Annotated in this window: 27 protein-coding genes; 11 read left to right on the top strand and 16 right to left on the bottom strand. The window is 62.3% G+C overall.

Annotation, left to right across the window (positions count from 1 at the left end):
- The first annotated feature begins 45 nt into the window (after positions 1–45).
- Positions 46–1,386 carry a hemolysin family protein gene (locus QBK88_RS06890; RefSeq protein ID WP_268147024.1) on the top strand — a complete coding sequence of 447 codons (1,341 nt, stop codon included), beginning with the start codon at positions 46–48 and terminating at the stop codon, positions 1,384–1,386.
- Positions 1,387–1,478: 92 nt separating this feature from the next.
- Here the strand turns inward: QBK88_RS06890 and QBK88_RS06885 are convergent, their stop codons facing one another.
- The 9 genes from QBK88_RS06885 to QBK88_RS06845 all read right to left on the bottom strand — a co-directional run bounded on the left by QBK88_RS06885 (position 1,479) and on the right by QBK88_RS06845 (position 12,374).
- Positions 1,479–2,381 carry a M23 family metallopeptidase gene (locus QBK88_RS06885; RefSeq protein ID WP_277961456.1) on the bottom strand — a complete coding sequence of 301 codons (903 nt, stop codon included), beginning with the start codon at positions 2,379–2,381 and terminating at the stop codon, positions 1,479–1,481.
- Positions 2,382–2,414: 33 nt separating this feature from the next.
- Positions 2,415–2,756 carry a hypothetical protein gene (locus tag QBK88_RS06880; RefSeq protein WP_277961455.1) on the bottom strand — a complete coding sequence of 114 codons (342 nt, stop codon included), beginning with the start codon at positions 2,754–2,756 and terminating at the stop codon, positions 2,415–2,417.
- Between the two features lie 216 nt (positions 2,757–2,972).
- Positions 2,973–3,887, bottom strand: a complete 915-nt coding sequence (locus QBK88_RS06875) for a response regulator (RefSeq protein WP_277961454.1) — start codon at positions 3,885–3,887, stop codon at positions 2,973–2,975.
- Between the two features lie 161 nt (positions 3,888–4,048).
- Positions 4,049–4,810 carry a phosphate signaling complex protein PhoU gene (phoU, locus tag QBK88_RS06870; protein WP_268147016.1) on the bottom strand — a complete coding sequence of 254 codons (762 nt, stop codon included), beginning with the start codon at positions 4,808–4,810 and terminating at the stop codon, positions 4,049–4,051.
- A 117-nt stretch (positions 4,811–4,927) separates the two neighbouring features.
- Entirely contained in the window at positions 4,928–5,761 is an 834-nt protein-coding gene (pstB, locus tag QBK88_RS06865; RefSeq protein WP_277961453.1) for a phosphate ABC transporter ATP-binding protein PstB, read from the bottom strand.
- Positions 5,762–5,779: 18 nt separating this feature from the next.
- Positions 5,780–7,450, bottom strand: a complete 1,671-nt coding sequence (gene pstA, locus QBK88_RS06860; protein WP_277961452.1) for a phosphate ABC transporter permease PstA — start codon at positions 7,448–7,450, stop codon at positions 5,780–5,782.
- Positions 7,451–7,467: 17 nt separating this feature from the next.
- On the bottom strand, positions 7,468–9,753 hold the full coding sequence (locus QBK88_RS06855) for an ABC transporter permease subunit (RefSeq protein ID WP_277961451.1): 2,286 nt from the start codon (positions 9,751–9,753) through the stop codon (positions 7,468–7,470).
- Between the two features lie 140 nt (positions 9,754–9,893).
- Positions 9,894–10,880, bottom strand: coding sequence for a phosphate ABC transporter substrate-binding protein PstS (locus QBK88_RS06850; RefSeq protein WP_277961450.1), 987 nt, complete (start codon positions 10,878–10,880; stop codon positions 9,894–9,896).
- A gap of 204 nt (positions 10,881–11,084) precedes the next feature.
- The gene (locus tag QBK88_RS06845; RefSeq protein WP_268147006.1) at positions 11,085–12,374 is read right to left on the bottom strand and encodes an MFS transporter; all 1,290 of its coding nucleotides are present in this window, start codon (positions 12,372–12,374) and stop codon (positions 11,085–11,087) included.
- A 369-nt stretch (positions 12,375–12,743) separates the two neighbouring features.
- Between QBK88_RS06845 and QBK88_RS06840 the strand changes: the two genes are divergently transcribed.
- Together QBK88_RS06840 and QBK88_RS06835 are read left to right on the top strand one after the other, a co-directional pair.
- Positions 12,744–13,145 (top strand): acyl-CoA thioesterase, encoded by a 402-nt coding sequence (locus tag QBK88_RS06840; RefSeq protein WP_008366910.1) that lies wholly within the window; start codon positions 12,744–12,746, stop codon positions 13,143–13,145.
- 74 nt (positions 13,146–13,219) lie between these two features.
- Positions 13,220–14,122, top strand: coding sequence for a D-hexose-6-phosphate mutarotase (locus QBK88_RS06835; RefSeq protein WP_277961449.1), 903 nt, complete (start codon positions 13,220–13,222; stop codon positions 14,120–14,122).
- A 68-nt stretch (positions 14,123–14,190) separates the two neighbouring features.
- On the opposite strand, the gene QBK88_RS06830 is transcribed toward QBK88_RS06835, so the two are convergent.
- The 7 genes from QBK88_RS06830 to QBK88_RS06800 form a co-directional block, all read right to left on the bottom strand.
- On the bottom strand, positions 14,191–14,730 hold the full coding sequence (locus QBK88_RS06830; RefSeq protein ID WP_277961448.1) for a DUF3299 domain-containing protein: 540 nt from the start codon (positions 14,728–14,730) through the stop codon (positions 14,191–14,193).
- A 76-nt stretch (positions 14,731–14,806) separates the two neighbouring features.
- Positions 14,807–15,052 (bottom strand): GlsB/YeaQ/YmgE family stress response membrane protein, encoded by a 246-nt coding sequence (locus tag QBK88_RS06825; protein ID WP_158152742.1) that lies wholly within the window; start codon positions 15,050–15,052, stop codon positions 14,807–14,809.
- A 91-nt stretch (positions 15,053–15,143) separates the two neighbouring features.
- A complete protein-coding gene (locus tag QBK88_RS06820; RefSeq protein WP_277961447.1) occupies positions 15,144–16,226 on the bottom strand; it encodes a 5-(carboxyamino)imidazole ribonucleotide synthase in 1,083 nt (360 codons plus the stop codon).
- A gap of 9 nt (positions 16,227–16,235) precedes the next feature.
- Positions 16,236–16,727: a 5-(carboxyamino)imidazole ribonucleotide mutase gene (gene purE, locus QBK88_RS06815; RefSeq protein WP_158152740.1), complete on the bottom strand. Its 492-nt coding sequence runs from the start codon at positions 16,725–16,727 to the stop codon at positions 16,236–16,238.
- Between the two features lie 308 nt (positions 16,728–17,035).
- Complete coding sequence (locus QBK88_RS06810) at positions 17,036–17,203, bottom strand: hypothetical protein (RefSeq protein WP_277961446.1); 168 nt, start codon at positions 17,201–17,203, stop codon at positions 17,036–17,038.
- Positions 17,200–17,625, bottom strand: a complete 426-nt coding sequence (locus tag QBK88_RS06805) for a hypothetical protein (RefSeq protein ID WP_277961445.1) — start codon at positions 17,623–17,625, stop codon at positions 17,200–17,202. Before QBK88_RS06805 ends, QBK88_RS06810 begins: the two co-directional genes overlap by 4 nt.
- Before the next feature lie 71 nt (positions 17,626–17,696).
- A complete protein-coding gene (locus QBK88_RS06800; RefSeq protein WP_277961444.1) occupies positions 17,697–18,617 on the bottom strand; it encodes a LysR substrate-binding domain-containing protein in 921 nt (306 codons plus the stop codon).
- A gap of 168 nt (positions 18,618–18,785) precedes the next feature.
- Here QBK88_RS06800 and QBK88_RS06795 point away from each other — a divergent pair, with 168 nt between their 5' ends.
- The 8 genes from QBK88_RS06795 (at position 18,786) to QBK88_RS06760 (ending at position 26,359) form a co-directional block, all read left to right on the top strand.
- Positions 18,786–20,210, top strand: coding sequence for an aspartate ammonia-lyase (locus tag QBK88_RS06795; protein WP_277961443.1), 1,425 nt, complete (start codon positions 18,786–18,788; stop codon positions 20,208–20,210).
- Between the two features lie 464 nt (positions 20,211–20,674).
- Positions 20,675–21,511 (top strand): ABC transporter ATP-binding protein, encoded by an 837-nt coding sequence (locus tag QBK88_RS06790; RefSeq protein ID WP_277961442.1) that lies wholly within the window; start codon positions 20,675–20,677, stop codon positions 21,509–21,511.
- 38 nt (positions 21,512–21,549) lie between these two features.
- Positions 21,550–22,536, top strand: coding sequence for an ABC transporter substrate-binding protein (locus tag QBK88_RS06785; RefSeq protein WP_268146991.1), 987 nt, complete (start codon positions 21,550–21,552; stop codon positions 22,534–22,536).
- Positions 22,537–22,565: 29 nt separating this feature from the next.
- On the top strand, positions 22,566–23,342 hold the full coding sequence (locus QBK88_RS06780; RefSeq protein WP_268146990.1) for an ABC transporter permease: 777 nt from the start codon (positions 22,566–22,568) through the stop codon (positions 23,340–23,342).
- A complete protein-coding gene (locus QBK88_RS06775; protein ID WP_277961511.1) occupies positions 23,342–24,106 on the top strand; it encodes an SDR family oxidoreductase in 765 nt (254 codons plus the stop codon). Before QBK88_RS06780 ends, QBK88_RS06775 begins: the two co-directional genes overlap by 1 nt.
- 13 nt (positions 24,107–24,119) lie before the next feature.
- A complete protein-coding gene (locus tag QBK88_RS06770; protein WP_158152734.1) occupies positions 24,120–24,659 on the top strand; it encodes a cupin domain-containing protein in 540 nt (179 codons plus the stop codon).
- 6 nt (positions 24,660–24,665) lie between these two features.
- Entirely contained in the window at positions 24,666–25,538 is an 873-nt protein-coding gene (locus QBK88_RS06765; protein ID WP_277961441.1) for an alpha/beta fold hydrolase, read from the top strand.
- The gene (locus QBK88_RS06760) at positions 25,535–26,359 is read left to right on the top strand and encodes an IclR family transcriptional regulator (RefSeq protein WP_268146984.1); all 825 of its coding nucleotides are present in this window, start codon (positions 25,535–25,537) and stop codon (positions 26,357–26,359) included. The genes QBK88_RS06765 and QBK88_RS06760 overlap by 4 nt, the downstream gene beginning before the upstream one ends.

The raw sequence follows: 26,359 nt of genomic DNA, 5'->3' as shown, positions 1-26,359 counted from the left end.
TCAGTTCTCCTCACCTTCTGAAGACGGAACCCGTAAAACTCCATCATGGACCCTTCCCCTGGCTTTACCCTCGCTTCACTCTTCGCCGATTTCGGCATGATCCTTTTCGCTGTGCTACTGGTGTTTCTCAACGGCTTCTTCGTGGCCGCCGAGTTCGCCATGGTCAAGCTGCGCTCCACCCGCGTGGAGTCCATCGCCGAGAAAAACGGCTGGCGCGGGCAGATCCTGCGCACGGTGCACAGCCAGCTCGATGCTTACCTCTCCGCCTGCCAACTGGGTATCACCCTCGCCTCCCTGGGCCTTGGCTGGGTGGGTGAACCGGCCTTCGCGCACCTGCTGGAGCCGCTGCTGGAAGCCGTGGGCGTTCAATCGCCGGAAGTGGCCAAGGGCATTTCGTTCTTCAGCGCCTTCTTCGTTATTTCCTACCTGCACATCGTGGTCGGCGAGCTGGCACCCAAGTCCTGGGCCATCCGCAAGCCCGAGCTGCTGTCCATGTGGACGGCGGTGCCGCTGTACCTGTTCTATTGGGCCATGTACCCGGCCATCTACCTGCTCAACGCCAGCGCCAACGCCATTCTGCGCATCGCCGGGCAAGGCGAGCCTGGGCCGCACCATGAACACCACTACAGCCGCGATGAACTTAAGCTGATCCTGCACTCCAGCCGGGGCCAGGACCCCAGCGACCAGGGCATGCGCGTGCTGGCTTCGGCGGTGGAAATGGGCGAACTGGAGGTGGTCGACTGGGCCAACTCCCGCGAAGACCTGGTGAGCCTGGACTTCAAGGCGCCGCTGAAGGAAATCCTGGCGATGTTCCGCCGGCACAAATTCAGCCGTTACCCGGTGTACGACGCCGAACGCAACGAATTCGTCGGTTTGCTGCACATCAAGGACCTGCTGCTGGAGCTGGCCGACCTGGACCACATTCCCGAGTCGTTCAACCTCGCCGAGCTGACCCGCCCGCTGGAGCGCGTGTCCCGACACATGCCGCTGTCGCGCTTGCTGGAGCAGTTCCGCAAGGGTGGCGCGCACTTCGCGCTGGTGGAGGAAGCCGACGGCAAGGTCATTGGCTACCTGACCATGGAAGACGTGCTGGAAGTGCTGGTGGGCGACATTCAGGACGAACACCGCAAGGCCGAGCGCGGCATCCTCGCCTACCAGCCCGGCAAACTGCTGGTGCGCGGTGACACGCCATTGTTCAAGGTCGAGCGGCTGCTGGGCGTGGACCTGGACCACATCGAGGCCGAAACCCTGGCCGGCCTGATCTACGACACGCTCAAGCGCGTACCGGAAGATGAGGAAGTGCTGGAAGTCGAAGGCCTGCGCATCATCATCAAGAAGATGAAAGGCCCCAAGATCATTCTGGCCAAGGTGCTGCGCCTGGAATAACCCCCTGTAGCAACTGCTGTGATCTGCGGGGGCTGGCTTGCCAGCTCCCGCAACAGCCCGTTGCGGCGACACGGGTAGGGTTGGCGCAGTGACTATTTATTGCCCAACGCAAAGTTGGGCAGGCTGCCCACCGGTTGGTTGAACTGGAACGGGATCGACTCAAGCCCCAGCCCCGCGTTGCGTTGCACCACGAAATGCAGGTGGGGGCCGGTGCTGTTGCCCGTGTTCCCCGAGCGTGCCAGTGGCGTGCCCACCGCCACATGCTGACCTTCGCGCACGCTGACCGAGCCCTGCATCAGGTGCAGGTAGACGCCCATGGTGCCGTCGTCATGCAGAATGCGCACAAAATTACCTGACGGGCTGGCCCCACCACTGCCCTGCTCATTCTCCACCTTGACCACCGTGCCGCCACGAGCGGCGATGATCGGCGTGCCCACCGGCATGGCGATGTCCATGGCAAAGCGGCTTCGGGGGCCGAAATGGCTGAATGTGCCGTTGGGGCCCTGGGTCAGGCGAAAGGGCCCGCCTACCCAGGGCAGCGGGTACTGGTAGCCCATTAGGGGCGCGGTTGAAGGGTTGCCGAGCGAATAGCGAAACTTCTGGGAAAACCGCAGGTTTTGCCCGGGCCTCTGCGCCACCAGAGTGGCCAGGGTCAGCGTCGAGCGCGCCGGCAATACCCGCCGCACCAGCGACGGCGCCCCCGGGCGCACGTTACCCAGGTTGGCCAGGCGCAGCTCCACCTCGACCGGCGCATACAGCTCGTTGCGAGCAGAAAAGGTGGTGATCCCGGCCTGCCTGTTCACATCCAGGTGCACTTGCTGGTCCAGGCGCTCGTTCATGCGGTCGGCGAACACCAGCACCTTGGCCCCGTGGGTGGGCCGGTCGGTGTAGGACGTTACCCCGTACGCATCCGTGTACTTGTAGATGGTGGTGGCACTGGCGTGGCCCCAGCTCAAGGCCAGGACACAGCAGCACAAAAGGGGTCGTAGCTGCATGATGGCATTCTGGAATAGTGGACTGGCCAAAGATTAGCAGCTGCGCGCAGGCCTTGCGCACGCCGCATGGCGGATCACCGGGTAAGGCGGCTCGCAGGGTACCAGACGGTAAGTACCGGGCTCCAGGCGTACCAGTTCGTACCTCATGCTGGCGTCCGGGTCGATGCGCTGCAGCGCTACCCAGGGCTGGCCCCAGGCATCGAAGTGGTCGATGCGCCAGGCCAGTCGGGCGTCTCGCAGCAGCCGGTAGCCCCGCAGGTCCAGGTCCGCCAGGCTGGACGGAAGCTCGGTGACCCACACGGTATGGTCGAGCCAGACCAGCTCATCGCCTGAATTGAGGGGTTCGTGCAGCGGCAGACAGAGTTCGCAGGGCATCGTGGCACAGGCCTCCAGAGGGAAGCCCGGATGATGCGCGCATTGGCCGAGGACCGGCAGAGTAACGATTCCCAAAGTTGTGTAGGAAGCGATACCCCTATGGAAATGCAATGCCCTGCACACAAGGCTCACAATGCGGTGGGCCAGGCCATGGCATGAGGCACCGGCGTTGTCAGCCCTGCGTGACCGAGTCCGGAGTTTTATCGTGCCCGGTTTTCAGGCGCCAGGGATGAAATGCTTCTGCGCGGTGCCGCGGGCGATCAGCCGCGAAATGTAGTCGAGCTTCTGGGCGTCCTGGTCGACGAAACGGAAGGTCAGTTGCAACCAGTCGCTATCCGGCTTGGGTTCATGGGCGACGATGGCGTGCAGGTAACCATTGAGGCGGGCCACTTCGGCGCTGTCGCCCTGCTCCAGGTCGAGTACGGCGTTTTCCAGTACCTGGGGCAGGACTTCGCCACGGCGCACCACCAGCAGCGCCTCCTTGAGGCTCAGGGCCTTGATCACGCACTGCTGGTTGCCGCTGGACAGGCGCAGCTGGCCCTGGCCACGACTGCCCGTGGTGGGCGCGCCGGAAGCCGCCGCCGGGCGCGGGGCATTGTTCAGCAAGCCGGCTCGGGCCGCAGGGGCCGGCGCAGGAGCGGCGGCCGGGCGCACGGCTTCCGCCTTGCCGCCGGTCAGGGCATTGAGCGAGTCGTTGGCAAAAGCCGACGTAGCGCGGGTCGGCGCGCTGGCCATCAGCGCGTCCAGCTTGCCGACCTTGGTCAGCGCCTTTTTTACCTTGGTCAGCAACTGCTCGTTGGTGAAGGGCTTGCCGACAAAGTCGGAAACGCCGGCCTGAATGGCCTGCACCACGTTTTCCTTGTCGCCACGGCTGGTCACCATGATGAAGGGCATGGCCTTGAGGGCTTCCTGCTCGCGGCACCAGGTCAACAGCTCCAGGCCGGACATCTCCGGCATCTCCCAGTCGCACAGTACCAGGTCGAAGCTGTCTTTCATCAGCATCGCCTGGGCCTTGCGGCCGTTCACGGCGTCTTCAGTGACGATACCCGGAAAGTAGTTGCGCAAGCATTTCTTCACCAGGTCACGAATGAACGGAGCGTCATCCACAACCAGCACACTGACCTTACTCATTGACCACTCCTAAGATTACCCGGCAAGCATAGCGCTGACTGATGGCCATTTGCCAAAACTTATTAGTCACGCCGGGACTCTTCGTTCACGGGTGCCTTGAAATTGGTGCACCACAAACGAAAATGCCCGGCGCTAGGCCGGGCATTTGTAGTCGGGCAGTCTTACTTATCGTCAGCGGCGCCCGGAACATTAGCCCGATCGGCGGCCCGGCCCTGGACTTCCTCGCGCATGCGCGCCAGGCCCAGGTGCCGTACGTCGGTGCCGCGCACCAGGTAGATCACCAGTTCGGAGATATTGCGTGCGTGGTCGCCGATGCGTTCCAGCGAGCGCAGGGCCCAGATCACGTTCAGTACCCGCGAAATCGACCGCGGGTCTTCCATCATGTAGGTCACCAGCTCGCGCAGCGCGGTCTTGTATTCGCGGTCGATGGTCTTGTCGTACTGGGCCACCGACAGCGCCAGGTCGGCGTCGAAGCGGGCAAAGGCATCGAGCGCATCACGCACCATGCTGCGCACCTGGTCACCGATGTGGCGCACTTCCACGTAGCCACGCGGTGATTCGCCTTCTTCACACAGCTGGATGGCACGGCGGGCGATCTTGGTGGACTCGTCACCAATACGCTCCAGGTCGATCACCGACTTGGAAATGCTGATGATCAGGCGCAGGTCCGAAGCCGCGGGCTGGCGCCGGGCAAGGATGCGCACGCATTCCTCGTCGATGTTGCGCTCCATCTGGTTGATCTGCACGTCCACGTCCCGCACCTGCTGGGCCAGGCCCGAGTCGGCCTCGATCAGCGCGGTAACCGCGTCGTTGACCTGCTTCTCCACCAGGCCACCCATGGCCAGCAAGTGGCTGCGGACTTCTTCCAGCTCGGCGTTGAACTGCTGGGAGATGTGGTGCGTAAGGCTATCTTTATCAATCATGGTATCGCTCCGCGACAGCTACAAGCTTCAAGCTGAAAGCTGCAAGTGGTTAAGTGGTGATCCAGAACTGCGCGCCGCATCCGCTTGCAGCTTGTGGCTGCAAGCGTGCAGCTTTAACTAGCCATAGCGACCGGTGATGTAGTCCTCGGTCTGCCGTTTCGCGGGGTTGGTAAACAGGGTATCGGTGTCCCCGAACTCCACCAGCTTGCCCATGTGCATGAACGCCGTGTAATCGGATACCCGCGCAGCCTGCTGCATGTTGTGGGTCACGATCACAATGGTGTATTTGGATTTCAGTTCGTAGATCAGCTCCTCGACTTTCAACGTGGAAATGGGGTCCAGTGCCGAACATGGTTCGTCGAGCAGCAAGACCTCAGGTTCCACTGCCACGGTACGCGCAATGACCAGGCGCTGCTGCTGGCCACCGGAGAGGCCCAGGGCCGACTCGTGCAGGCGGTCCTTGACCTCATCCCACAGGGCCGAGGCCTTCAGCGCCCATTCCACGGCCTCGTCGAGCACCCGTTTCTTGTTGATGCCCTGAATGCGCAGGCCATACACCACGTTTTCATAGATGGTCTTGGGGAACGGGTTGGGCTTCTGGAACACCATGCCCACCCGGCGGCGCAGCTCGGCCACGTCCTCGCCCTTGCTGTAGATGTTGTGGCCTTCCAGGTTGATCTCGCCGTCCACCCGGCAGCCATCCACCAGGTCATTCATGCGGTTGAAGGTACGCAACAGGGTCGACTTGCCGCAGCCCGAGGGGCCGATGAACGCCGTGACGCGCTGCTTGGGGATGTCCAACTTGACGTCGAACAGCGCCTGCTTGTCGCCATAGAACAGATTAAGGCCTGGTACCTGGATGGCCAGCTTCTCGTTGGCCATGTTCAGGCCCTGGCGCATGCGGCCGATGGCCGAAAGGCTGATACCGGCGGGTTTGTTCGGGTCTTGCATGTAGTGCTCCCTACCCTATCAGTTGTCCAGCGCCTTGTATTTCTCGCGCAGGTGGTTACGAATGGCGACGGCCGACAGGTTCAGCGCGGCGATCACCAGCACCAGGAGCAGCGCCGTGGCATACACCACCGGGCGCGCGGCCTCGACGTTGGGGCTCTGGAAGCCGACGTCATAGATGTGAAAGCCCAGGTGCATGATTTTCTGGTCCAGGTGCAGGTAGGGGTAGTTGCCGTCCACCGGCAGGGCTGGGGCCATCTTCACCACGCCCACCAGCATCAGCGGCGCCACCTCGCCAGCAGCCCGGGCCACGGCCAGGATCATGCCGGTGATCATCGCCGGGCTGGCCATGGGCAGCACTACCTTCCACAAGGTCTCGGCCTTTGTAGCCCCCAGCGCCAGCGAACCCTCTCGCAGGCTCAGGGGAATACGCGCCAAGCCTTCCTCGGTGGCCACGATCACCACCGGAACCGCCAGCAAGGCCAGGGTCAACGACGCCCACATCAGCCCTGGCGTGCCGAAGGTAGGCGCCGGCAAGGCTTCAGGGAAGAACAGGCGGTCGATGGAGCCACCGAGCACGTAGACGAAAAAGCCCAGGCCGAACACCCCATAGACGATGGCCGGCACACCGGCCAGGTTGTTCACGGCGATACGGATGAGCCGGGTCATGGGGCCCTGACGGGCGTATTCACGCAGGTAAACCGCCGCCAGCACGCCGAATGGGGTCACGATCATCGCCATGATCAACGTCATCATGACGGTGCCGAAGATGGCCGGAAATACGCCCCCCTCGGTGTTGGCCTCACGGGGGTCGTCGCTGAGAAATTCCCAGACCTTGCCAAAGTAGAACCCGGTTTTCTTCAACACGCCCATGGCGTTGGGCTGATAGGCATGGACCACCTTGCCCATGCTGATCTCGATTTCCTGGCCGTTGACGTCCCGCACGGTGAGGCTGTCGCGGTCGATGGCCTGGTGCAGGTCGCCGAGCTGTGCTTCGATGCTCTCGTACTGGCCCTTCAGCGCCGCGCGTTCGGTGTCCATGTCGGCCTGGGCCGCGGCGTCGAGCTGATGGTTGAGCTCCAGCTTGCGGGCGTGCAGGCGGATGCGTTCCAGGCGCGCATTGATCGAGCCAATCTCGGTTTTTTCCAGGCGGTTGAGCTGGCGCGCCAGGTCTTTCACCCGGTCAATGCGCGGGTACAGCTGGCTGAATACCGCATCGCCCTCACCCACCACCTGACCATTTTCCTTGATGTTGACCAGGTAGCCGTAGAAATTGCCCCACTCGCGGCGCTCCACCGTCACCAGTTCCTCGGGCTTGTGCTGGTCCTGCAGCCATTCGCCCACCACCCAGACGAAATCGGGGTGGCCCAGGTCGCGGTTACCCACCTTGATCAGCTCCCGCGTCATGAATTCCGGGCCAGTGGCGGGTACCGGCAGGCCAGCGCCAGCCAGCTGGGCACGGGGCACCTGGTCTTTTTCGACGATTTCACCGATCAGTTGCTGCGCAGGCTGGCCCGGCACGTTGTAGCTGGCACGCACCAGGTCGGCGGGCCAGAAATGGCCCAGGCCGCGCACGGCCAGCACCGCCAGCAGGCCGATGGTCATGATCACGGCGACGGACACAGCGCCGCCACTGAGCCAGACACCCGGCGAACCACTGCGGAACCAGCCTTTGAATGAAGCGTTTTTCACGGATCGCTACCTTTGCACTAAAGCGACGAGTATTTTTTGCGAAGACGCTGGCGGATCACTTCGGCCAGGGTATTCATCACGAAGGTGAACAGCAGCAGTACCAGCGCGGCCAGGAACAGCACGCGGTAGTGGCTGCCACCCACCTCCGACTCGGGCATTTCCACCGCCACGTTGGCGGCCAGGGTGCGCATCCCCTCGAACAGGTTCATTTCCATCACCGGCGTATTGCCGGTGGCCATCAGCACAATCATGGTCTCGCCCACGGCGCGGCCCAGGCCGATCATCAGCGCCGAGAAGATACCCGGGCTGGCGGTCAGCAGTACCACGCGGGTCAGGGTCTGCCAAGGCGTGGCGCCCAGCGCCAGGGAGCCCAGGGTCAGGCTGCGCGGCACGCTGAACACCGCGTCTTCGGCGATGGAATAGATGTTGGGGATGACGGCGAAGCCCATGGCCAGGCCTACCACCAGCGCATTGCGCTGGTCATAAGTGATGCCCAGGTCGTTGGTTATCCACAGGCGCATGTCACCGCCGAAGAACCAGTTTTCCAGGTGCGGGCTCATGGCCAGGGCGAACCAGCCCACCAGCAGGATCACCGGGATCAGGATGATGCTCTCCCACCCCTCCGGTACCCGCAGGCGAATGGCCTCGGGCAGGCGGCTCCAACCGAAGCCGGCCACCAGGATACCAATGGGAGTCAATAGCAGCAGGCTGAAGATCCCCGGCAGGTGGCCTTCCAGGTAAGGGGCCAGGAACAGGCCGGCGAAGAAGCCCAGGATCACCGTGGGCATGGCCTCCATCAGCTCGATCACCGGCTTGACCTTGCGGCGCAGCCCGGGTGCCATGAAGTAAGCGGTGTAGATGGCGGCGGCAACAGCCAGTGGCGCGGCCAGGAACATGGCGTAGAACGCTGCTTTCAGGGTGCCGAAGGTCAGGGGCGACAGGCTCAGCTTGGGCTCGAAGTCCGACGTGGCGGCCGTCGACTGCCAGACATACTTGGGCTCATCGTAGTTTTCATACCAGACCTTGTCCCACAACGCGCTCCACGACACTTCCGGGTGCGGGTTGACCAACGTCATGGGTAGCAGCCGGCCACCCTGCTCCATCACGATGCGGTTTGCCCGGGGTGACAGGGCCAACACGCCTGGGCCCTGGGCCACTTGCTGAACCAGCAGGGTACGGTGAGCGGTACTGTGGAAAATACCCATCTGCCCCGCGGCATTGACGGCAAGGAAGCCCTTGCGACGCTGCTCGGCGGTAATGTCGACAATGGGCGTGCTACCCATCTGGAAATCGCGGATATGCCGAAGGCGCTGTTCGCCATCGGTATCGCGGGCCATGAACCACTGGGACAGGCCACCCTTGGAGGTACCCACGATCAGCGAAATCCCCCCTACCAACTGGGTAGTAGCGGTTACTTCGGCGCTGGCATCCTCAAGCAGCTTGTAGCGACCGTTCAGGCTCTTGTCCCGCAGGCTGAAAACGTCGGCCTGAGCCCGGCCATTGATCACGTACAACCATTGCTGGCGCGGGTCCACGAAGATGGCCTTGACCTGCTCCGTCATCTGCGGCAATTCGATGGCCACCTGAGAGGTGTCGGTCGCGCCGGTCAGCAGGTTCTCTTCCCTGGTGATCGAGAGCACATGCAACTGCGGGCCGGTGGAGCCTGCCACGATCAGTGCATCATCCGTGGCGCTGAGGTTAACGTGCTCCAGCGCCCGCCCCTCTTCGTCCAGGGTCAGCGGCGCCTCGCCATAGGGAAATTCCAGGGCGGTATTGATGGTCTTGTGACCGTCCGGGTAAGTCACCTTGTAGGTGTGGCGGAAAATCATCGCCTGGCCGTTGGACAGGCCCAGCATCACCAGTGAGCTGCCGGGCTGCTCCTCACCAATGGAAACCACTTTGGCCCCGGCCGGTAGCGGCAGGTCGATGCGCTTGAGCTCACGGCCGTCCCTGGTGCTGAAGAACAGCGCCTGGCCAGCATCGGAGACCCGCAGGCCTACCTGGTTCTGCTCTTCCAGCGAAAGCATCAGCGGTTTGCCGGCGTCCTGCAGCCAGGCGGGGGTCAACGGTGCCTTGACGGTGAGCTCCGCGCCCTTGAACAGCGGCAACACCACATACAGCAGGTAAAAGAAAATCAGGGTAATGGCAGCCAGCACGGCAAGCCCGCCCACCAGTACATACCAGCGGGTCAGGCGGTCCTTGAGCGCACGAAGCTTGCGCCTGCGTACCAGTTCCGGCGTGTTGAAGTCGATGCGCGCGGGTGGTTTGCGGGGAATGTTTGCAGAGTTGGCCAGATCATTCATGGGCACACCCTAGCGACCTCGTATGACAGAAACGTGACAGTGAGTTGACGCAACGAGGTCTGCCGCCTGGGAAGACCGGGCAGCAAACCTGGGTGCAGCTATAAGCAAGCCCTCTGGAACGGTCCTGCCAGCCATTGTACTTACTTTGAGCCTTCACTCAGCCCCAGGTCGGCAAGGGCTTTGGCTGCCACTTTCGCCGGGAGGGGGATGTAACCATCTTTTACCACGATCTGCTGACCGGATTGTGACAGCACCAGTTTCACGAACTCGGCTTCAAGCGGTGCGAGCGGCTTGTTCGGGGCCTTGTTCACATACAGGTAGAGGAACCGCGACAGTGGGTATTTCCCGTTCAGGGTGTTCTCTTCGGTCTCTTCGACAAAGGTAGTGCTGCCTTTTTTCGCCAGTGCCACGGTTTTCACACTGGCGGTCTTGTAACCGATACCCGAATACCCGATGCCATTGAGCGAGCTGCTGATCGACTGCACGACCGAGGCGGAGCCGGGCTGCTCGTTGACGTTGGGCTTGTAGTCACCTTTGCACAACGCCGCTTCCTTGAAGTAACCATAGGTACCGGACACCGAGTTGCGACCAAACAACTGCACCGGCTTGTTGGCCAGGTCGCCGGTCACGCCCAGGTCGCCCCAGGTCTTGACCTCGGCCTTGGCCCCGCACAGGCGGGTCGCAGAGAAAATCGCGTCCACCTGCTCCATCGTCAGGTGCTGGATGGGGTTGTCCTTGTGCACGAACACTGCCAGGGCGTCCACGGCCACAGGCACGGCCGTGGGCCGGTAGCCATACTTCTGCTCGAAGGCCTGCAGCTCAACGTCCTTCATCTTGCGGCTCATGGGCCCCAGGTTGGCGGTGCCTTCGGTCAGCGCGGGTGGCGCGGTGGACGACCCGGCGGCCTGTACCTGGATATTGACGTTGGGGTATTCCTTTTTATACGCCTCGGCCCACAGGGTCATGAGGTTGGCGAGGGTATCGGAGCCGACGCTGGACAGGTTGCCCGACACGCCCGTGGTCTTCACATAGCCGGGGATGGTGGGGTCTACAGCGGCGGTGGCGTGAACACTGGCAATACCCGCGACGGCCACGCTGATCGCGGCCATCAAACGCTTGAAATTCATGCCTGACTCCAGGAATAGGGGTTGTTCGGATGGGTCGGGCGCCAGTATTGATAGCCCATGTGAACATTCTATGTATGGATTGTGACAGAAGGATGAATGGCCATTACGGGATATTGCCGCCACTATGGGGTGGGCGTGAGGCCGCGTCGGACGTCGTATGGTGCGTGCACGTCCAACGCGGCCTACCGGATGTTCAATGCGCGCTCAACGCTTCTTCGCGAGCAGATACAGCCCCACCGCCAGGCCGATCATGCAAATCCCTGCAACATAATAAGCTGGCCCCATCGGGTCGGATTTGAGCAGCAGGGTCACGATCATCGGCGTCAGCCCGCCAAAGATGGCGTACGCCAGGTTGTAGGAGAACGACAAGCCGGTGAAACGCACCACCGCGGGGAAAGCCTTGACCATCACGTACGGTACAGCGCCGATGGTGCCCACGAACAGACCGGTCAGCGCGTACAGCGGGAACAGCCAGTCGGGGTGGGCATGCAGGCTGTGGTAGAACACCCACGAGCTGACCAGCAGGGCCAGGCTGCCCCCTACGAAGACTCGCCCCGCGCCGAGACGGTCGGCCAGCGCGCCAGCGCATACACAACCAATACTGAGAAAGACGATGGCCAGGCTGTTGGCCTGCAAGGCCACCGAGGGGCTGAAGCCGTAGACGGTCTGCAGCACCGTGGGGGTCATGAGGATAACCACGACGATACCCGCCGACAGCAACCATGTGAGCAGCATCGACACAGCGATGGCGCCGCGGTGGTCACGCAGCACGGCGCGCAGAGGGATCTCGTCCGCCAGCGCCTTGCGCTGCTGCAACTCGGCGAACACCGGGGTTTCATGCAGCCAGCGGCGCAGGTACACCGACATCAGGCCGAACACCCCGCCCAGCAGGAAAGGAATGCGCCAGGCGTAGTCGGACACCTCGGTAGCGCTGTAAATACTGTTCACCAACGTCGCGACCAGGGAACCGAGCAGGATCCCCGCCGTCAAACCCGACGTCAGCGTGCCGCAGGCATAGCCTACATGGCGCGCCGGCACGTGTTCGGACACGAATACCCAGGCTCCGGGTACCTCGCCACCAATGGCGGCGCCCTGAATCACCCGCATCAACAGCAACAGCAAGGGCGCCCACAGGCCGATCTGCGCGTAGGTTGGCAACAGCCCCATGATCAGGGTCGGCACAGCCATCATGAAGATGCTCAGGGTGAACATTTTCTTGCGCCCCAGCAGGTCACCGAAATGCGCCATGACGATGCCGCCCAGGGGACGCGCCAAGTAGCCGGCGGCGAAAATTCCGAAGGTCTGCATCAGCCGTAGCCACTCGGGCATGTCGGCCGGGAAGAACAATTTTCCGACCACGGTGGCGAAGAACACGAAAATGATGAAATCGTAGAACTCCAGCGCTCCACCCAGGGCGGAAAGCGACAGGGTCTTGTAGTCATTGCGGGTCAGAGGCCGCGCCGGTTGCGCGTGACTCGAGGGGACGGACGTCATGGTGTGATTTCTCTTATAGGCAAAACGGCAACCCTCACCAGGGCTGCTTGCGGCTTGGCAGGTGGGGCACGATAGCAAATTGCTTGAAAAAGCACATGGATTGTGATTTTCAGCCGATTAATTGCGTGCCCGACCGTCGTCGCACCCGTTATCGCCCTATATACTGCGCGTCTGTAGGAATTTTCTGGTTGGATACAGGGTGTTTGTGCGAAAGCGTCGCTATAAGCGCTAGCCGATTTCGCAGAGTTACCCTTGGAGCGTCTCTAGCGGCGAAAGCAGCGTAGTATGAAGCTGAATCGTTTTATATGAGGCGTCATTACCCGTTCCGCCAACCCTATCTGAGAGTTTTGGGTCAGAGGCACCCCGAGCATGATTGAACTCGAACAAGAAGATCCTATTCCCCAAGGCGACCTGGCCTTGCAGATCACCGCGCTACCGCGCGAAACCAACGGCTTCGGCGATATCTTCGGCGGCTGGCTGGTGGCGCAGATGGACCTGGCCGGCACGGCCATGGCCAGCAAGGTGGCGGGCGGGCGCGTGGCTACCGTGGCCATCGACCGCATGGCGTTCCTGGTGCCGGTTGCCGTGGGCGCACAGCTGTCTTTCTATACCCAGACCCTGGAAATCGGGCGCAGCTCGATCCAGATGATGGTTGAAGTATGGAGCGACGACCCGCTGTCCAGCGAATGGCGCAAGGTTACCGAAGCTGTATTCGTATTTGTTGCCATCGACGGCAGCGGTCGCACCCGTTCCGTACCGCCACGGCGCTGATTTGCCGGCAAACTTGGCGGCGGTTTGCGGGTCAAACTGCAATATATCTATTGGATTGGAAGCGAGAACTGCGCATGTCTACCCCCCAGGTCGAGTCGGTCAAACTGGATGAACTGAACTGCTGGCGCATCAGCCACGGCGGTGCCGAGCTGCTGGTGGCCCAACAGGGCGCCCAGATTCTCAGCTACCAGCGCGAAGGCGAGCAGCCACTGATCTGGCTCAATGACCAGGCGGTGTTCAAACACGGCACCCCAGTGCGCGCAGGCGTACCGGTCTGCTGGCCGTGGTTTGGCGTGTTTGCCCGCAACCCGGAGCCTGTGCAAGCCATGCTCGCTTCCCCCGCGGAGGCCGGCAGCCACGGCCTGGTGCGGGCCATGGACTGGCAACTGCAGGCCATCGACAGCTCCACCGATGACAACCTGCGTATCGACTTCACCCTGCCGGAAGCCGAAGGCAAGCTGCCCGGCTGGCCGCACAAAGTCGCGTTGAAGCTGAGCATCATCCTCGGCGACCACCTGAGCGTAAGCCTCACCACTACCAACCTGGGTGATGACGACGTTGCCCTCAGCCAGGCGCTGCACAGCTACTTTGCAGTGAGTGATGTACGCGATGTGCATGTGGAAGGCGTGGCCGGGCTGAAGTACATCGAGACCCTGGATGACTGGAAAGTGGTTGAGCAAGCCAACGAACTGCGCTTCGCCGGCGAAACCGACCGAATCTACAAGGGCGTCCCGGCGCAGCTGACCATCGTGGACCCGGTGTGGAAACGTCGTGTACGCCTGACCAGCAGTGGCGCCAATGCCGCGGTGATCTGGAACCCGTGGATCGACCGCGCCGCGCAACTCAGCGACATGGCCGACGATGGCTGGCAGCGCATGCTGTGCATCGAGACGGCCAACGTGATGGATGACATCGTGGTGCTGCTGCCGGGTGCCGAGCACACCCTGGGCGTGACCATCGTCAGCGAGCCGCTCTGACGCCGACAGCGATTCATCTGTGTGGGGCCGAGCTTCGGTCGGTCCCACCACGCAAAGCCGCAGCAGGGTTACAAGTCAGACTCGACCACTACCCGCACCTTCGAGGCATCCATGGCATAGGCGGCATCCGCCATGTCATTGCTGACCTTCTCGATCTTCAGCGTGCCAATCGCCCACAGCGGCGTATAGATATCGTCCAGCTTCAACCCCTTGGGGTAGCGAATCAGGATCATCTGGTTCGGCGGCGGTGGCGGCACGTGGATGCACGCACCCGGGTACGGCACCAGGAAGAACGCTGTGGCGCGCCCCTTGGCATCGGTCTCCAGCGGCACCGGGTAACCACCAATACGGATATCCTTGCCATCGAGTTCCGGCACGGTCTTGGTCGAATACATCACTGCCGGCAAGCCCTTGCTCTGTTTCAAGCCACCCTTGTGGGTAAAGTTACCGTCACCCTCGGGGGTGTTGTGGGTGATTTCCGGCATGGCTTCCAGCGCCTTCTGGTCCGACTTGGGCATCAAGGACAGCCAGTCGGTTTCCGGGAGCTTTTCAGCGGCATGAACGAGGCCGCTGCAGATTAGCAAGGTGGCAAAAAGAATACGGCGCATGAAGGGCCTCGACACAAAATGAGTCGGGCATTCTAGCCCTCTCTGCACGCCAGCAGAGAGGGCCGTTGGGCGAATGTCAGTCTTTTTTGATCATGCCGTACAGCACCAGCAGCACGATGGCGCCTACCAATGCACCGAGGAAACCGGCGGTTTGCCCAGCCTGGTAGATGCCCAGCGCCTGGCCACCATAGGTTGCGGCCAGCGAGCCGCCGATACCCAGCAGGATAGTCATGATCCAGCCCATGCTGTCGTCGCCAGGTTTGAGGAAACGTGCCAGCAAGCCAACGATCAGGCCGATGAAGATGGTACCGATAATACCCATGTGAAACCCTCTGATTGACTGCATAAGCCAAAGCCTAGTCGTGCTTTGGCATCCTGCCATCAGAGGGCCTCACCGCCTGGATGGTTCCCTGTCAGGCGCCGATCAGGGCTTCCACGGTCTTGATCTGCTGTTTCAGCGTGGCCATGTCGGCGCTGCGCAGCGTGGCATGACCCACCTTGCGGCCCACCTTGAACGCCTTGCCATAGTGATGCAGGTGGCAATCGGCGACGGAGACTACCTTGTCCACCGGCGGTACTTCGCCAATGAAGTTGAGCATGGCGCTTTCGCCCACCTTGGCGGTGGAACCCAGCGGCAGGCCGGCTACGGCGCGCAAGTGATTTTCGAACTGGCTGCACTCGGCGCCTTCGATGGTCCAGTGCCCGGAGTTATGCACCCGCGGGGCGATCTCGTTGGCCTTGAGGCCACCGTCCACTTCAAAGAACTCGAATGCCAGCACGCCCACGTAGTCCAGGTGCTTGAGCACACGCGAGGCGTAGTCTTCGGCCAGGCCTTGCAGCGGGTGGTCGGTGCTGGCCACGGACAAGCGCAGAATGCCGGTTTCGTGGGTGTTGTGCACCAGCGGGTAGAAGCGCGTCTCGCCGTCACGAGCACGCACGGCGATCAGCGACACTTCGCCGGTGAACGGCACGAAGCCTTCCAGCAGGCATGGCACGCTACCCAGCTCGGCGAAGGTACCTTCGACATCAGCCTGGGTGCGCAGCACTTTCTGACCCTTGCCGTCGTAACCCAGGGTACGGGTCTTGAGCACGGCCGGCAGGCCGATGCTGGCGACGGCCGCGTTCAGGTCGGCCTGCGACTGGATGTCGGCGAACGTCGGGGTAGGCACGCCCAGGTCCTTGAACATGCTTTTCTCGAACCAGCGGTCCCGGGCAATGCGCAGGGCATTGGCGCTCGGGTACACCGGTACGAACTGCGACAGGAACGCCACGGTCTCGGCCGGCACGCTTTCGAACTCGAACGTCACCAGGTCGACTTCGTCGGCCAACTGGCGCAGGTGGTCCTGGTCACTGTAGTCCGCGCGCAGGTGCTCGCCCAATGGCGCGGCACAGGCGTCGGGCGCCGGGTCCAGGAATGCGAAGTTCATACCCAGCGGGGTGCCCGCCAGGGCCAACATGCGGCCCAGCTGGCCGCCACCGATAACACCGATCTTCATGAAAGAGCCTCAGGCCTGACGCGGGTCTGGATTATCCAGCACGCTGTCTGTCTGTTCAGTGCGGAATTGCTTGAGCACGGCATGGAACTGCGGGTGCTTGGCGCCCAGGATACTGGCCGACAGCAGCGCTGCGTTGATCGCACCGGCCTTGCCGATGGCCAGGGTAGCCACCGGCACGCCGGCCGGCATCTGCACGATCGACAGCAACGAATCGACACCCGAGAGCATGGAGGACTGCACCGGCACGCCCAGCACCGGCAGGTGGGTCTTGGCCGCGCACATGCCTGGCAGGTGGGCAGCGCCACCGGCGCCGGCGATGATCACTTCGATTCCGCGGCTTTCCGCTTCCTCGGCGTACTGGAACAGCAGGTCGGGAGTACGGTGAGCGGATACCACTTTCACTTCGTACGGAATACCGAGCTTTTCCAGCATATCGGCGGTGTGGCTAAGGGTGGACCAATCGGACTTGGAGCCCATGATCACGCCAACCAGTGCACTCATCGTCGAGCCTCTTCTCTTGGGCGCCCGCAGGCGCGTCAAAAAACAACAAGCCACGCAGGAAAACCGGCGTGGCTTGTTATACGAATTATGGCCGGTAAAACCGACCGAAGGCCGCGCAGTATACCGCAAAGATCGTGGATAAATAGACCTTCTATCTGGGCTGAAAAGGGCGTTTTTACTGACTTTCAAGTCAACCGCGACAGCATCACCAGCCTGCGGTGGGCGCTGGCCCGCCAGCGAGCTTTTCAGCGCTGCACATGTTCGCTGGCAACCCACTGCATACCCATGGAATCTTGCGCACAGCGGGGTCAGGGACGCTTCAACTGGCGGCGCAACCTGAAATTATCGACTGCCAACCCCACCAGCACCACAAGGTTGATCACGGCAAAGCCGTCCGTTCCAAGGAAATGCCAGAAGGTCCAGGCGACCACGGCGATCACCGCGCCGGCAAGCAGCAACAGGCTGGAGTCTTTCATGCGACCACCATCGCTTGGCGATAGTGGTGCTTGCCGAGTACTTCACGCTTATAGATGCCGGGAAACTTGATCAAGCAAGCGCTGAGCCACTGGCGGTCGAGATTGTTGGCACGAGCCATGGACAATACATCGGCAATCGAGGTACCGCCGGACAGTGCGCGCCCAGTGGCGACCGCGATACTGCCAATAACCGCACCCACGTAGAACGCGGCCGAACACGCAGCAATGACACCGAGCTTTTCCAGTCGGGTACCGGCAGTGGCCAGCTCGCCCACCGTGACGGTTTTCCCGAACTTGTCGATCTGAGTCAACAAGGTACTCGCAGTGGCAGTAGCGGCTGACAGGCTGCCAAACAGCGACTCAGGGGCCGGAAGCCCGAGGGCGTCCATGTTTTCCTTGAAATATTCATAGAATTTAGACATTCACTCATTCCCTTGAACACTGGCAAGCCATCTAGCCCGCCAGCCTAAGGGATGAACAAAAAAAGCTCAAATCACAGCACCGGTCCGCCGCTTTGTGCCGCGCCACCTTCAAGCTTGCGCCACAGCAAGCGCACATTGGCCTTCCTCACCAACGCACAGCGATACAGGCGTATTTCCAACGGCACATGCCACTGCGGCCCGCCGCACACCACCAGCTCGCCGCGCTGGAGTTCGGCGATGGCCGACAGGTGCGGTACCCAGGCAATGCCCAGGCCCTGCAGCGCCATGCTTTTGAGGCTGTCCGCCATGGCGGTCTCGTATACCGTGGTGTAACGCAGATTGCGCTGGCGCAGCAGCAGGTTCACCGAGCGGCCCAGGAACGCACCGGCGCTGTAGGCCAGCAACGGGAAACTGATGTCGTGCTCCAGGTCGAACAATGGCTTGCCGTCAGCCCCCACGGCACATACCGGGATCATTTCGGTCTGGCCCAGGTGCAGGGAGGGGAAGATCTCGGCGTCCATCTGCAACGCCGCGTCCGGGTCATAGAACGCCAGCATCAGGTCGCAGCCGCCCTCGCGCAACAAATGCACGGCATCGCCCACGTTGGTGGCCACCAGGCGCGTGGCTATGTTCAAGCCTTCATTGCGCAACTGCGCGATCCAGCTCGGAAAGAACCCCAGCGCCAGCGAGTGGGCAGCGGCCACTTGCATGACCTCGCCCTGCCCGCCTTCCAAGTGATGCAAATGACGCAACACTTCGCCCAGTTGCTCCACCACCGTGCGGGCAGTAACCAGAAACAATTGCCCTGCGGCGGTCAACTCGATGGGCGTGCGCGAGCGGTTGACCAGTTGCAGGCCCAATGCAGCCTCGAGGCTGCGGATCCTGCGGCTGAAAGCCGGCTGGGTGACAAACCGGCGCTCGGCGGCCTGGGAGAAGCTGCGGGTGGCGGCCAGGGCGCTGAAATCCTCCAGCCATTTACTCTCAAGATTCATCAGCGACCTCCGGGGCGCCATACGTTTCGGACGACTCATGCGTCACATGACCCATTATGCCGTTTCTGCATAGGGCAGTGTGCAACAGCATTGGCCGACGATCGGTCACAAGCCTAGCATTGGCAGCGTTCCGGCACATGCCGGGTCCACATTGAGATTATCTCTATCATGTCCTCCGCTGCATCACCGCGCATCGAAAAAGACCTGCTTGGCGTTCTCGAAGTCCCCGCTGAAGCGTACTACGGCATCCAGACCCTGCGAGCGGTAACCAACTTCCGCCTCTCGGGCGTCCCGATCTCGCATTACCCCAAGCTGGTAGTGGGCCTGGCGATGGTCAAACAGGCCGCAGCCGACGCCAACCGCGAGCTGGGCCACCTCAGCGATGCCAAGCACGCCGCTATCAGCGAAGCCTGTGCCCGGTTGATCCGCGGTGACTTCCACGAGCAGTTCGTGGTGGACATGATTCAAGGCGGCGCTGGCACTTCAACCAACATGAATGCCAACGAAGTCATCGCCAACATCGCGCTGGAGGCCATGGGCCACAGCAAGGGCGAATACAAGTACCTGCATCCCAACAACGACGTGAACATGGCGCAGTCGACCAACGACGCCTACCCCACCGCGATCCGCCTGGGTCTGCTGTTGGGCCATGACGCCCTGTTGGCTAGCCTCGACAGCCTGATTCAAGCGTTCGCGGCCAAGGGCCAGGAGTTTGCCCACGTACTGAAGATGGGCCGTACCCAGCTGCAGGACGCGGTACCGATGACCCTGGGCCAGGAATTCCACGCTTTCGCCACCACGCTGACCGAAGACCTCAACCGTCTGCGCAGCCTGGCGCCAGAACTGCTGACCGAAGTGAACCTGGGCGGTACCGCCATTGGTACCGGCATCAATGCCGACCCGCGCTACCAGGCCCTGGCCGTGCAGCGCCTGGCCACCATCAGCGGCCAGCCGCTGGTGCCTGCCGCCGACCTGATCGAAGCCACCTCCGACATGGGCGCCTTCGTGCTGTTCTCCGGCATGCTCAAGCGTACCGCGGTCAAGCTGTCGAAGATCTGCAACGACCTGCGCCTGCTGTCCAGCGGCCCACGCACCGGCATCAACGAGATCAACCTGCCGGCTCGCCAGCCAGGCAGCTCGATCATGCCAGGCAAGGTCAACCCGGTGATCCCGGAGGCAGTGAACATGTGCGCCTTCGAAATCATGGGCAACGACCTGGCGCTGACCATCGCCGCCGAAGGTGGCCAACTGCAGCTGAACGTGATGGAGCCGCTGATCGCCTACAAGATCTTCGACTCGATCCGCCTGCTGCAACGCGCCATGGACATGCTGCGCGAACACTGCATCGTCGGCATCACCGCCAACGAACAACGCTGCCGCGAGCTGGTCGAACATTCCATCGGCCTGGTCACCGCGCTGAACCCGTACATCGGTTACGAGAACGCCACCCGTATCGCCCGCGTAGCCCTGGAAACCGGCCGTGGCGTACTGGAACTGGTACGTGAGGAAGGCCTGCTGGATGAAGCCAGCCTGGAAGACATCCTGCGCCCCGAGAACATGATTGCTCCACGCCTGGTGCCCCTGAAGGCCTGACCTGCGGCACCACGCCAGCTACACCGCTCACCAGGTCGAGGGACTAGACACCTCTCACCTTTTGAGGGCCCCGGGCTTAGCCCCGCGGGCCCTTTTTTTTGCCTGGAATTTATGTCGGCCGCTCCCGAGCTTCGACCGGCAAGTGGTCAACTTATATATAGCCGTCGCCTGTTTCACCCTTAAAACAAACTGGCAAATAGCCGGTGTTCCCGCCGTTACTGCAAAAAGCCCTCTTTTCTCGCAGTTACACAATGTGCGCACAGTGAATGTGCATATCCGTGCCACATAAGAAACTGTGTTTCACCTATAAAACGCTCAACAATTAATCATATATTTATAACGCTTTGATAATTAAGAAGATTATAAATTAATTAGCGGAAGTTTCTTGATGGCATTGTTCATGCACTAAACAGCGTATCACCTATAAAACAGACCAGAGACCTTCCCCAATGGCTGTGAAAGAGATGTACGCAATCGCCCCCCAGTGGCCACAACCCGCGCCCCGGGAAGAACTGGAGCCGACCGAGATCGAGTTTCGCCAGGTCGGCAAAAGCTTCCCGGCCAAGGGCAAGGCAGACGCGCCGTTCGCCATCCGCCACGTCAATTTCAAGATCCGCCGTGGCGAGGTGGTGTCCATCATCGGCCCGTCCGGTTGCGGCAAGAGCACCATCCTCAACATGGGGTCGGGCCTGTACCGCCCCAGCGAAGGCGAAGTGTTCGTCGGCGGTGAAGCGGTGACCGGCCCGGTGCGCAGGGTAGCGTTCATGTTGCAGAAGGACCTGCTGATGCCCTGGCGCAGCATCCGCCGCAATGTGGAGCTGGGCCTGGAAATTCAGGGCATGCCCGCCGCTCAGCGCAAGGTCATCGCCGAAGATCTGCTTAACCGCTGCCACCTGCAAGGTTTTGCCGACCACTACCCCTTCCAGTTGTCTGGCGGCATGCGCCAGCGCGCGGCGCTGGCACGCACCCTGGCCATCGACCCGCAGGTGCTGTTCCTCGATGAGCCATTCTCGGCCCTCGACGCGCAAACCAAGATGATCCTGCAGCAGGACCTGGCGCAGATGCTTTACCAAGAGAAGAAAACCGCGCTGTTCATCACTCACGACCTGGTGGAAGCCATCGCCATGTCCGACCGCCTGCTGGTGATGAGCGCTCGCCCCGGCACCATCGTCGAGGAAATCGTGGTTGACCTGCCCTTTCGCGAGAACCCGCTGGAGCGCCGCAAGCTGCCCGAGATCGGCCCACTGGCCGGGCGGCTGATGGAACTGCTGAAAGTCGGCGAAGACACGGAACTGCATTGATCACCGCCATACGGCCATCAACCGATTCAGGAGCACGCATGTTCAAGTCCCTGTTCAACACCTCGATCCTCGCCTTGGGCCTCGGCCTGGCGGCGCTGGCCCAGGCGCAGACCGACGTCACCTACCTGCTGCCGGCGCCCCCCAATTCGCCTGCTTTCGCACCCTGGGTCATTGCCAAGGAAAAAGGCTATTACAGCAGCAAGGACCTGAACGTTCAGTTCATCGCCGCCAAGGGCGGGGTCGACGTGGCCAAACAGATCGGCGCCGGCAACGCCCTGGTGGGGGGTGCCATCGGCGACACCCCCATCGTCGTGCGGGCCAACGGTATCCCCGTGCGGGCCGTGGCAGTGCTGGGCGCTGGCGGGGTGACCATGATCGCCACCAACGCCGACGCCAATATCCACTCTATCCAGGACCTGAAGGGCAAGACCCTGACCGTGATGTCCTACTCCGACACCACGTACTACGCCCTGTTGGCATCGCTGCGAAAAGCTGGCCTTGGCAAGGACGATGTCAACGTGCAAGCGGCCGGCCCCGCAGGTGTCTGGCAGTTGTTCTCGGCGAAAAAAGCCGAAGCCATGGCCGGCGTGCCGGACTGGGTGGTAGACGCCGAAGATGCTGGCGTGAACGTGAAAATGATTCCCCAGGACCAGGTGTTCGAGAGCATGGCCCAGGCCATCCTGGCCTCCGACGATGCCATCAAGAACCACCCTGACGTAGTGCGCGGTGTCGTGCAGGCCACGCTGCAAGGCATGCGCGACATCATCCAGGACCCGCACGCCGCCGCAGCCACCTTCGCCAAGGCAGTGCCCGCCTATGCCGGCAAGGAAGCGGAGCTGGAACGCACCTTCAAGCTTTACGTCGACAACGTCTACGCCCACCAGGCCGTGCTGGGCCAGATCGACGCCGGGCGCCTGGACAAGGTCCGCCAGTTCTACGTCAGCGAGGGCATCGTCAGCAAGGAGCCCAAGCTCGACGACCTCTACACCAACCAGTTCATCGACACCACGACGGCCGCCAAGTAAGCCGCGCGATAGCCAAAGGTATTGAACCGATGAGAAGCCTGAACCCCTCCATGCTCGGCAGCGTTGCCCTGCTGATCCTGTTCCTGCTGGCCTGGCAATTCGGCCCTGGCCTGTTGGGGATGCCCGAGTTCGTCATGCCCAAACTGAGCCGCGTGGCTCAGGAAACCGTGTCCATGTGGGGCACCAGCGGGTTGCTGAAACATACCTTGATAACCGCCTTTGAAATCATTGTGGGCTTCGGCCTTGGCGCCCTTCTGGGCGTCATGATCGGTGTGTCGCTGGGCCTGTCACCCTCGGCCGAAGCGATGTTGTCGCCGTACATCCTGGCCCTGCAGATCGCCCCCAAGGTCGCCTTCGCGCCGCTGTTCGTGATGTGGCTGGGCTACACCATCTACCCCAAGATCCTGATCGCCATCCTGATCGTGTTCTTCCCGGTGATGATCAACGTGCTGTCGGCGATCCGCACCGTGGACCCGGACATGATCAACCTGGTGCGCACCATGAATGCCAGCCGCTGGCAGATCTTCCGCCTGGTGGAGTTCCCCTCGGCCATGGCTGCCTTGTTCTCCGGCCTGCGCATCGCCTCCACCCTGGCCGTGATCGGCGTCACCGTGGGCGAGCTGGTGGGCGGCAACCAGGGGCTTGGCTTCCTGCTGGTAGACGCCGAAGGCCAGGGCAACACCAGTGGCGTGTTCGTGGCCATCGTCATGCTCACCCTGATCGGTGTGCTCGCCTACGGCGCCGTGGTCTGGGCCGAGAAACGCGTTCTGCACTACCTGCCCAAAGCCATGCTGAGTACCCAATGATGAAGCCCTCCATTCGACTGCTCGAAGGCCGCCGCGTACTCGTCACCGGTGGCGCCCGTGGCCTGGGCTTCGCCTTTGCCGAATCCATCGCCAGGGCCGGCGCCCGAGTGGTGATCGCCGACATCCTCGCCGACCGCGTGCAACAGGCCGCCGCCGAACTGGTGGCCATGGACCTGGATGTGACGGGCCTGGTGGTCGACCTCGCCGACCCCGAGTCCATCGACGCCTGCGTCACCGCTGCCTGCCAATGCCTGGGTGGCCTCGATGGCCTGGTCAATAACGCTTCAGTGACCAACTCTGGCGGCAAGACCTGCGAAGAACTGGACATCGACACCTGGGATACGGTGATGAAAGTCAACGTGCGCGGGACGTGGCTGATGACCAGGGCATGCCTGCCCGCCCTTCGCCAGAGCGGTACCGGCGCGGTTATCAACCTGGCTTCCGACACCCCGCTGTGGGGCGCCACCAACCTGCTTGCCTACGTCGCCAGCAAGGGCGCCGTCATTGCCATGACTCGCAGCCTCGCCCGCGAACTGGGCAAGGACAACATCACCGTCAATGCCATCGCCCCAGGCCTGGTGCTGGTGGAAGCCACCGCCTATGTGCCCGAAGCCCGCCACCGCCTTTACACCGAGCAGCGCGCCATCCAGCGCGCGCAGTTGCCCGAGGATGTCAGCGGCGCAGTGATCTTCGCCCTTTCCGACCTTGCCCGCTTCATTACTGGACAAACCCTGCCGGTCAACGGCGGGTTCGTCATGCCCTGAAAAGGAGATAGCCGTGACTGATCTAGCCGCACAACAACAAGCCCCGAAAAGCTGGGAACGCCCCGAGGGTACCAGCCTTGAAGCCTGGATGCAGACCCGCATCGCACGCTACGAGACCCGTAAATACGACTGGAACGCGCTGAAATTCCAGGCCGACTACGACCCCAAGTATCGCCGTGCGCAAATGCGTTATATCGGCACCGGTGGCACCGGTGTCAGCACCGACATGAACACCATTCCCTCAGAGAACTTCACGTTCTCCACCATGGTGATCCCGGCCGGCCACGAAGGCCCGTCGCACCTGCATACCGACGTGGAAGAAGTGTTCTTCGTGCTGCGCGGCAAGCTCAAGGTGGTGATCGAGAAAGACGGCGAGCGCTACGAAACCATTCTCACCGACCGCGACGTGATCTCGGTGCCGCCAGGCGTTTATCGCGAGGAGATCAACATCGGCGACGAAGATGCGTTGATGTGCGTGATGCTCGGCGCCAAGAAGCCGGTCACCCCGACCTATCCGCCAGAACACCCTCTGGCTTCGATCAAGCGCGGGTAAACCGACATGCACGCCACTGAAAGCCTCGACCCCTGTACCGAACTGCAAACCCTGTTGGCCAACCGCTTCGCCCAGCGCCTGCTGGACGTGGCTGGTGATCAGCAAGCCATTCGCGAAGCCGGCAGCGGCGCCGCCATCGTGCTGTTGCATGGCATCGGTTCGGGCGCCGGCTCGTGGCTGGAAGTGGCGCTGCAACTTGGCCAGCACGCTCGGGTAGTTGCGTGGGATGCCCCGGGGTACGGCGCTTCGACGCCGCTGAGGCCAGCGGCACCCCGTGCCGAGGACTACGCCGAACGCCTGCTCCACACCCTGGATGCATTGAACATCGAACGTTGCGTGCTGGTCGGCCATTCGCTGGGGGCGATCACCGCCGCCGCGTTCAGCCGCCTGCACCCGCAACGCGTCAGCCGCCTGGTGTTGCTGAGCCCCGCCCGCGGCTACGGCGACCCTGCCCGCGAGGTCCAGCGCCAGCAGGTCCGCGGCAAGCGCCTGATAACGCTGGAACAACTGGGCATTGCCCAAATGGCCGCCCAACGCAGCAGCGCCATGCTCTCGGCGCGGTCCACCGCCAAGGCGTTGGCCTGGGTGCACTGGAACATGGCGCGGCTGAACCAACAGGGCTACCGCCAGGCCATCGAACTGCTGTGCGGCGATGACCTGCTTCGCCATGCCCCGCTGCCCGTGCCATGCGAAGTGCACTGCGGCGAAGCCGATGCCATCACCGCGCCCGAGACCTGCCTGACCTTGGCCAAGGCACTGGGCGCCAGCTTCAACCTGATCGCCGATGCAGGGCATGCCAGCCCCATCGAACAACCGCATGTCGTGGCCGGCCGCCTGGCCCATGCCCTCAAGGAATCCCTGACAGGTAGTGCACAATGACCGACACCGATCTGACTAAAGATGCACAGGACAAATACATCGTTCCGGGCCTGGAGCGCGGCTTGTTGCTGCTGTGCGAATTCAGCCGCCAGAACCGCACGCTCACTGCCCCGGAACTGGCCCGCCGTCTGGAACTGCCACGCTCGACCATCTTTCGCCTGCTGACCACCCTGGAAACCATGGGCTTCGTGACCCGCAGCGGCAACGAATACCGCCTGGGCATGTCGGTACTGCGCCTGGGCTTCGAGTACCTGGCTTCGCTGGAGCTGACCGAACTGGGCCAACCGCTGTTGGCGCGCTTGTGCGACAAGCTCAATTACCCCAGCAACCTGGTGGTGCGCGACGGCCGCTCGATTGTCTACGTGGCCAAGGTTTCGCCGCCGTCGGTGTTCTCCAGCGCCGTCAATGTCGGCACACGCCTGCCCGCCCATGCCACGGTGCTGGGGCGCATTCTGCTGGAAGACTTGTCTTTGGCCGAGCTGCGCGAGTTGTACCCTGAGGAGCACCTTGAACAGCACTCCCTGTGCACACCCAAGACCGTGCTGGAACTGTTCGACCTGGTGCAGGGCGACCGCCAGCGCGGCTATGTCAGCGGCGAGGGGTTCTTTGAATCGGCGATCTCCACAGTCGCCGCCCCGGTACGCGACCACAGCGGCCGGATCGTCGCGGCGCTGGGTGTGACCATTCCGACCACCCAGATAGGTCACGTCAACTTCGAGGAAACCCTGGCCCAGGTCCGTCGCAATGCCGACGAACTCTCGCGCTTGCTCAACTACACGCCCAGCCATGGCAGCCGTGTCACCGCGCTGATGAGGGACTGA

The sequence above is a fragment of the Pseudomonas sp. RIT-To-2 genome (assembly GCF_029623465.1).
GTDB lineage: Bacteria > Pseudomonadota > Gammaproteobacteria > Pseudomonadales > Pseudomonadaceae > Aquipseudomonas > Aquipseudomonas silvicola.
The sequence above is the reverse complement of the archived record's forward strand: the minus strand, read 5'-3'. Positions and strand labels throughout refer to the sequence as shown.

What these genes read in the sequence shown, in the direction of transcription:
- QBK88_RS06890 (WP_268147024.1), top strand. Translation starts at nt 46, where the DNA reads ATGGACCCTTCCCCTGGCTTTACCCTCGCTTCACTCTTCGCCGATTTC.
- QBK88_RS06885 (WP_277961456.1), bottom strand. Translation starts at nt 2,381, where the DNA reads ATGCAGCTACGACCCCTTTTGTGCTGCTGTGTCCTGGCCTTGAGCTGG.
- QBK88_RS06880 (WP_277961455.1), bottom strand. Translation starts at nt 2,756, where the DNA reads ATGCCCTGCGAACTCTGTCTGCCGCTGCACGAACCCCTCAATTCAGGC.
- QBK88_RS06875 (WP_277961454.1), bottom strand. Translation starts at nt 3,887, where the DNA reads ATGAGTAAGGTCAGTGTGCTGGTTGTGGATGACGCTCCGTTCATTCGT.
- phoU (WP_268147016.1), bottom strand. Translation starts at nt 4,810, where the DNA reads ATGATTGATAAAGATAGCCTTACGCACCACATCTCCCAGCAGTTCAAC.
- pstB (WP_277961453.1), bottom strand. Translation starts at nt 5,761, where the DNA reads ATGCAAGACCCGAACAAACCCGCCGGTATCAGCCTTTCGGCCATCGGC.
- QBK88_RS06855 (WP_277961451.1), bottom strand. Translation starts at nt 9,753, where the DNA reads ATGAATGATCTGGCCAACTCTGCAAACATTCCCCGCAAACCACCCGCG.
- QBK88_RS06850 (WP_277961450.1), bottom strand. Translation starts at nt 10,880, where the DNA reads ATGAATTTCAAGCGTTTGATGGCCGCGATCAGCGTGGCCGTCGCGGGT.
- QBK88_RS06845 (WP_268147006.1), bottom strand. Translation starts at nt 12,374, where the DNA reads ATGACGTCCGTCCCCTCGAGTCACGCGCAACCGGCGCGGCCTCTGACC.
- QBK88_RS06840 (WP_008366910.1), top strand. Translation starts at nt 12,744, where the DNA reads ATGATTGAACTCGAACAAGAAGATCCTATTCCCCAAGGCGACCTGGCC.
- QBK88_RS06835 (WP_277961449.1), top strand. Translation starts at nt 13,220, where the DNA reads ATGTCTACCCCCCAGGTCGAGTCGGTCAAACTGGATGAACTGAACTGC.
- QBK88_RS06830 (WP_277961448.1), bottom strand. Translation starts at nt 14,730, where the DNA reads ATGCGCCGTATTCTTTTTGCCACCTTGCTAATCTGCAGCGGCCTCGTT.
- QBK88_RS06825 (WP_158152742.1), bottom strand. Translation starts at nt 15,052, where the DNA reads ATGGGTATTATCGGTACCATCTTCATCGGCCTGATCGTTGGCTTGCTG.
- QBK88_RS06820 (WP_277961447.1), bottom strand. Translation starts at nt 16,226, where the DNA reads ATGAAGATCGGTGTTATCGGTGGCGGCCAGCTGGGCCGCATGTTGGCC.
- purE (WP_158152740.1), bottom strand. Translation starts at nt 16,727, where the DNA reads ATGAGTGCACTGGTTGGCGTGATCATGGGCTCCAAGTCCGATTGGTCC.
- QBK88_RS06810 (WP_277961446.1), bottom strand. Translation starts at nt 17,203, where the DNA reads ATGAAAGACTCCAGCCTGTTGCTGCTTGCCGGCGCGGTGATCGCCGTG.
- QBK88_RS06805 (WP_277961445.1), bottom strand. Translation starts at nt 17,625, where the DNA reads ATGTCTAAATTCTATGAATATTTCAAGGAAAACATGGACGCCCTCGGG.
- QBK88_RS06800 (WP_277961444.1), bottom strand. Translation starts at nt 18,617, where the DNA reads ATGAATCTTGAGAGTAAATGGCTGGAGGATTTCAGCGCCCTGGCCGCC.
- QBK88_RS06795 (WP_277961443.1), top strand. Translation starts at nt 18,786, where the DNA reads ATGTCCTCCGCTGCATCACCGCGCATCGAAAAAGACCTGCTTGGCGTT.
- QBK88_RS06790 (WP_277961442.1), top strand. Translation starts at nt 20,675, where the DNA reads ATGTACGCAATCGCCCCCCAGTGGCCACAACCCGCGCCCCGGGAAGAA.
- QBK88_RS06785 (WP_268146991.1), top strand. Translation starts at nt 21,550, where the DNA reads ATGTTCAAGTCCCTGTTCAACACCTCGATCCTCGCCTTGGGCCTCGGC.
- QBK88_RS06780 (WP_268146990.1), top strand. Translation starts at nt 22,566, where the DNA reads ATGAGAAGCCTGAACCCCTCCATGCTCGGCAGCGTTGCCCTGCTGATC.
- QBK88_RS06775 (WP_277961511.1), top strand. Translation starts at nt 23,342, where the DNA reads ATGAAGCCCTCCATTCGACTGCTCGAAGGCCGCCGCGTACTCGTCACC.
- QBK88_RS06765 (WP_277961441.1), top strand. Translation starts at nt 24,666, where the DNA reads ATGCACGCCACTGAAAGCCTCGACCCCTGTACCGAACTGCAAACCCTG.
- QBK88_RS06760 (WP_268146984.1), top strand. Translation starts at nt 25,535, where the DNA reads ATGACCGACACCGATCTGACTAAAGATGCACAGGACAAATACATCGTT.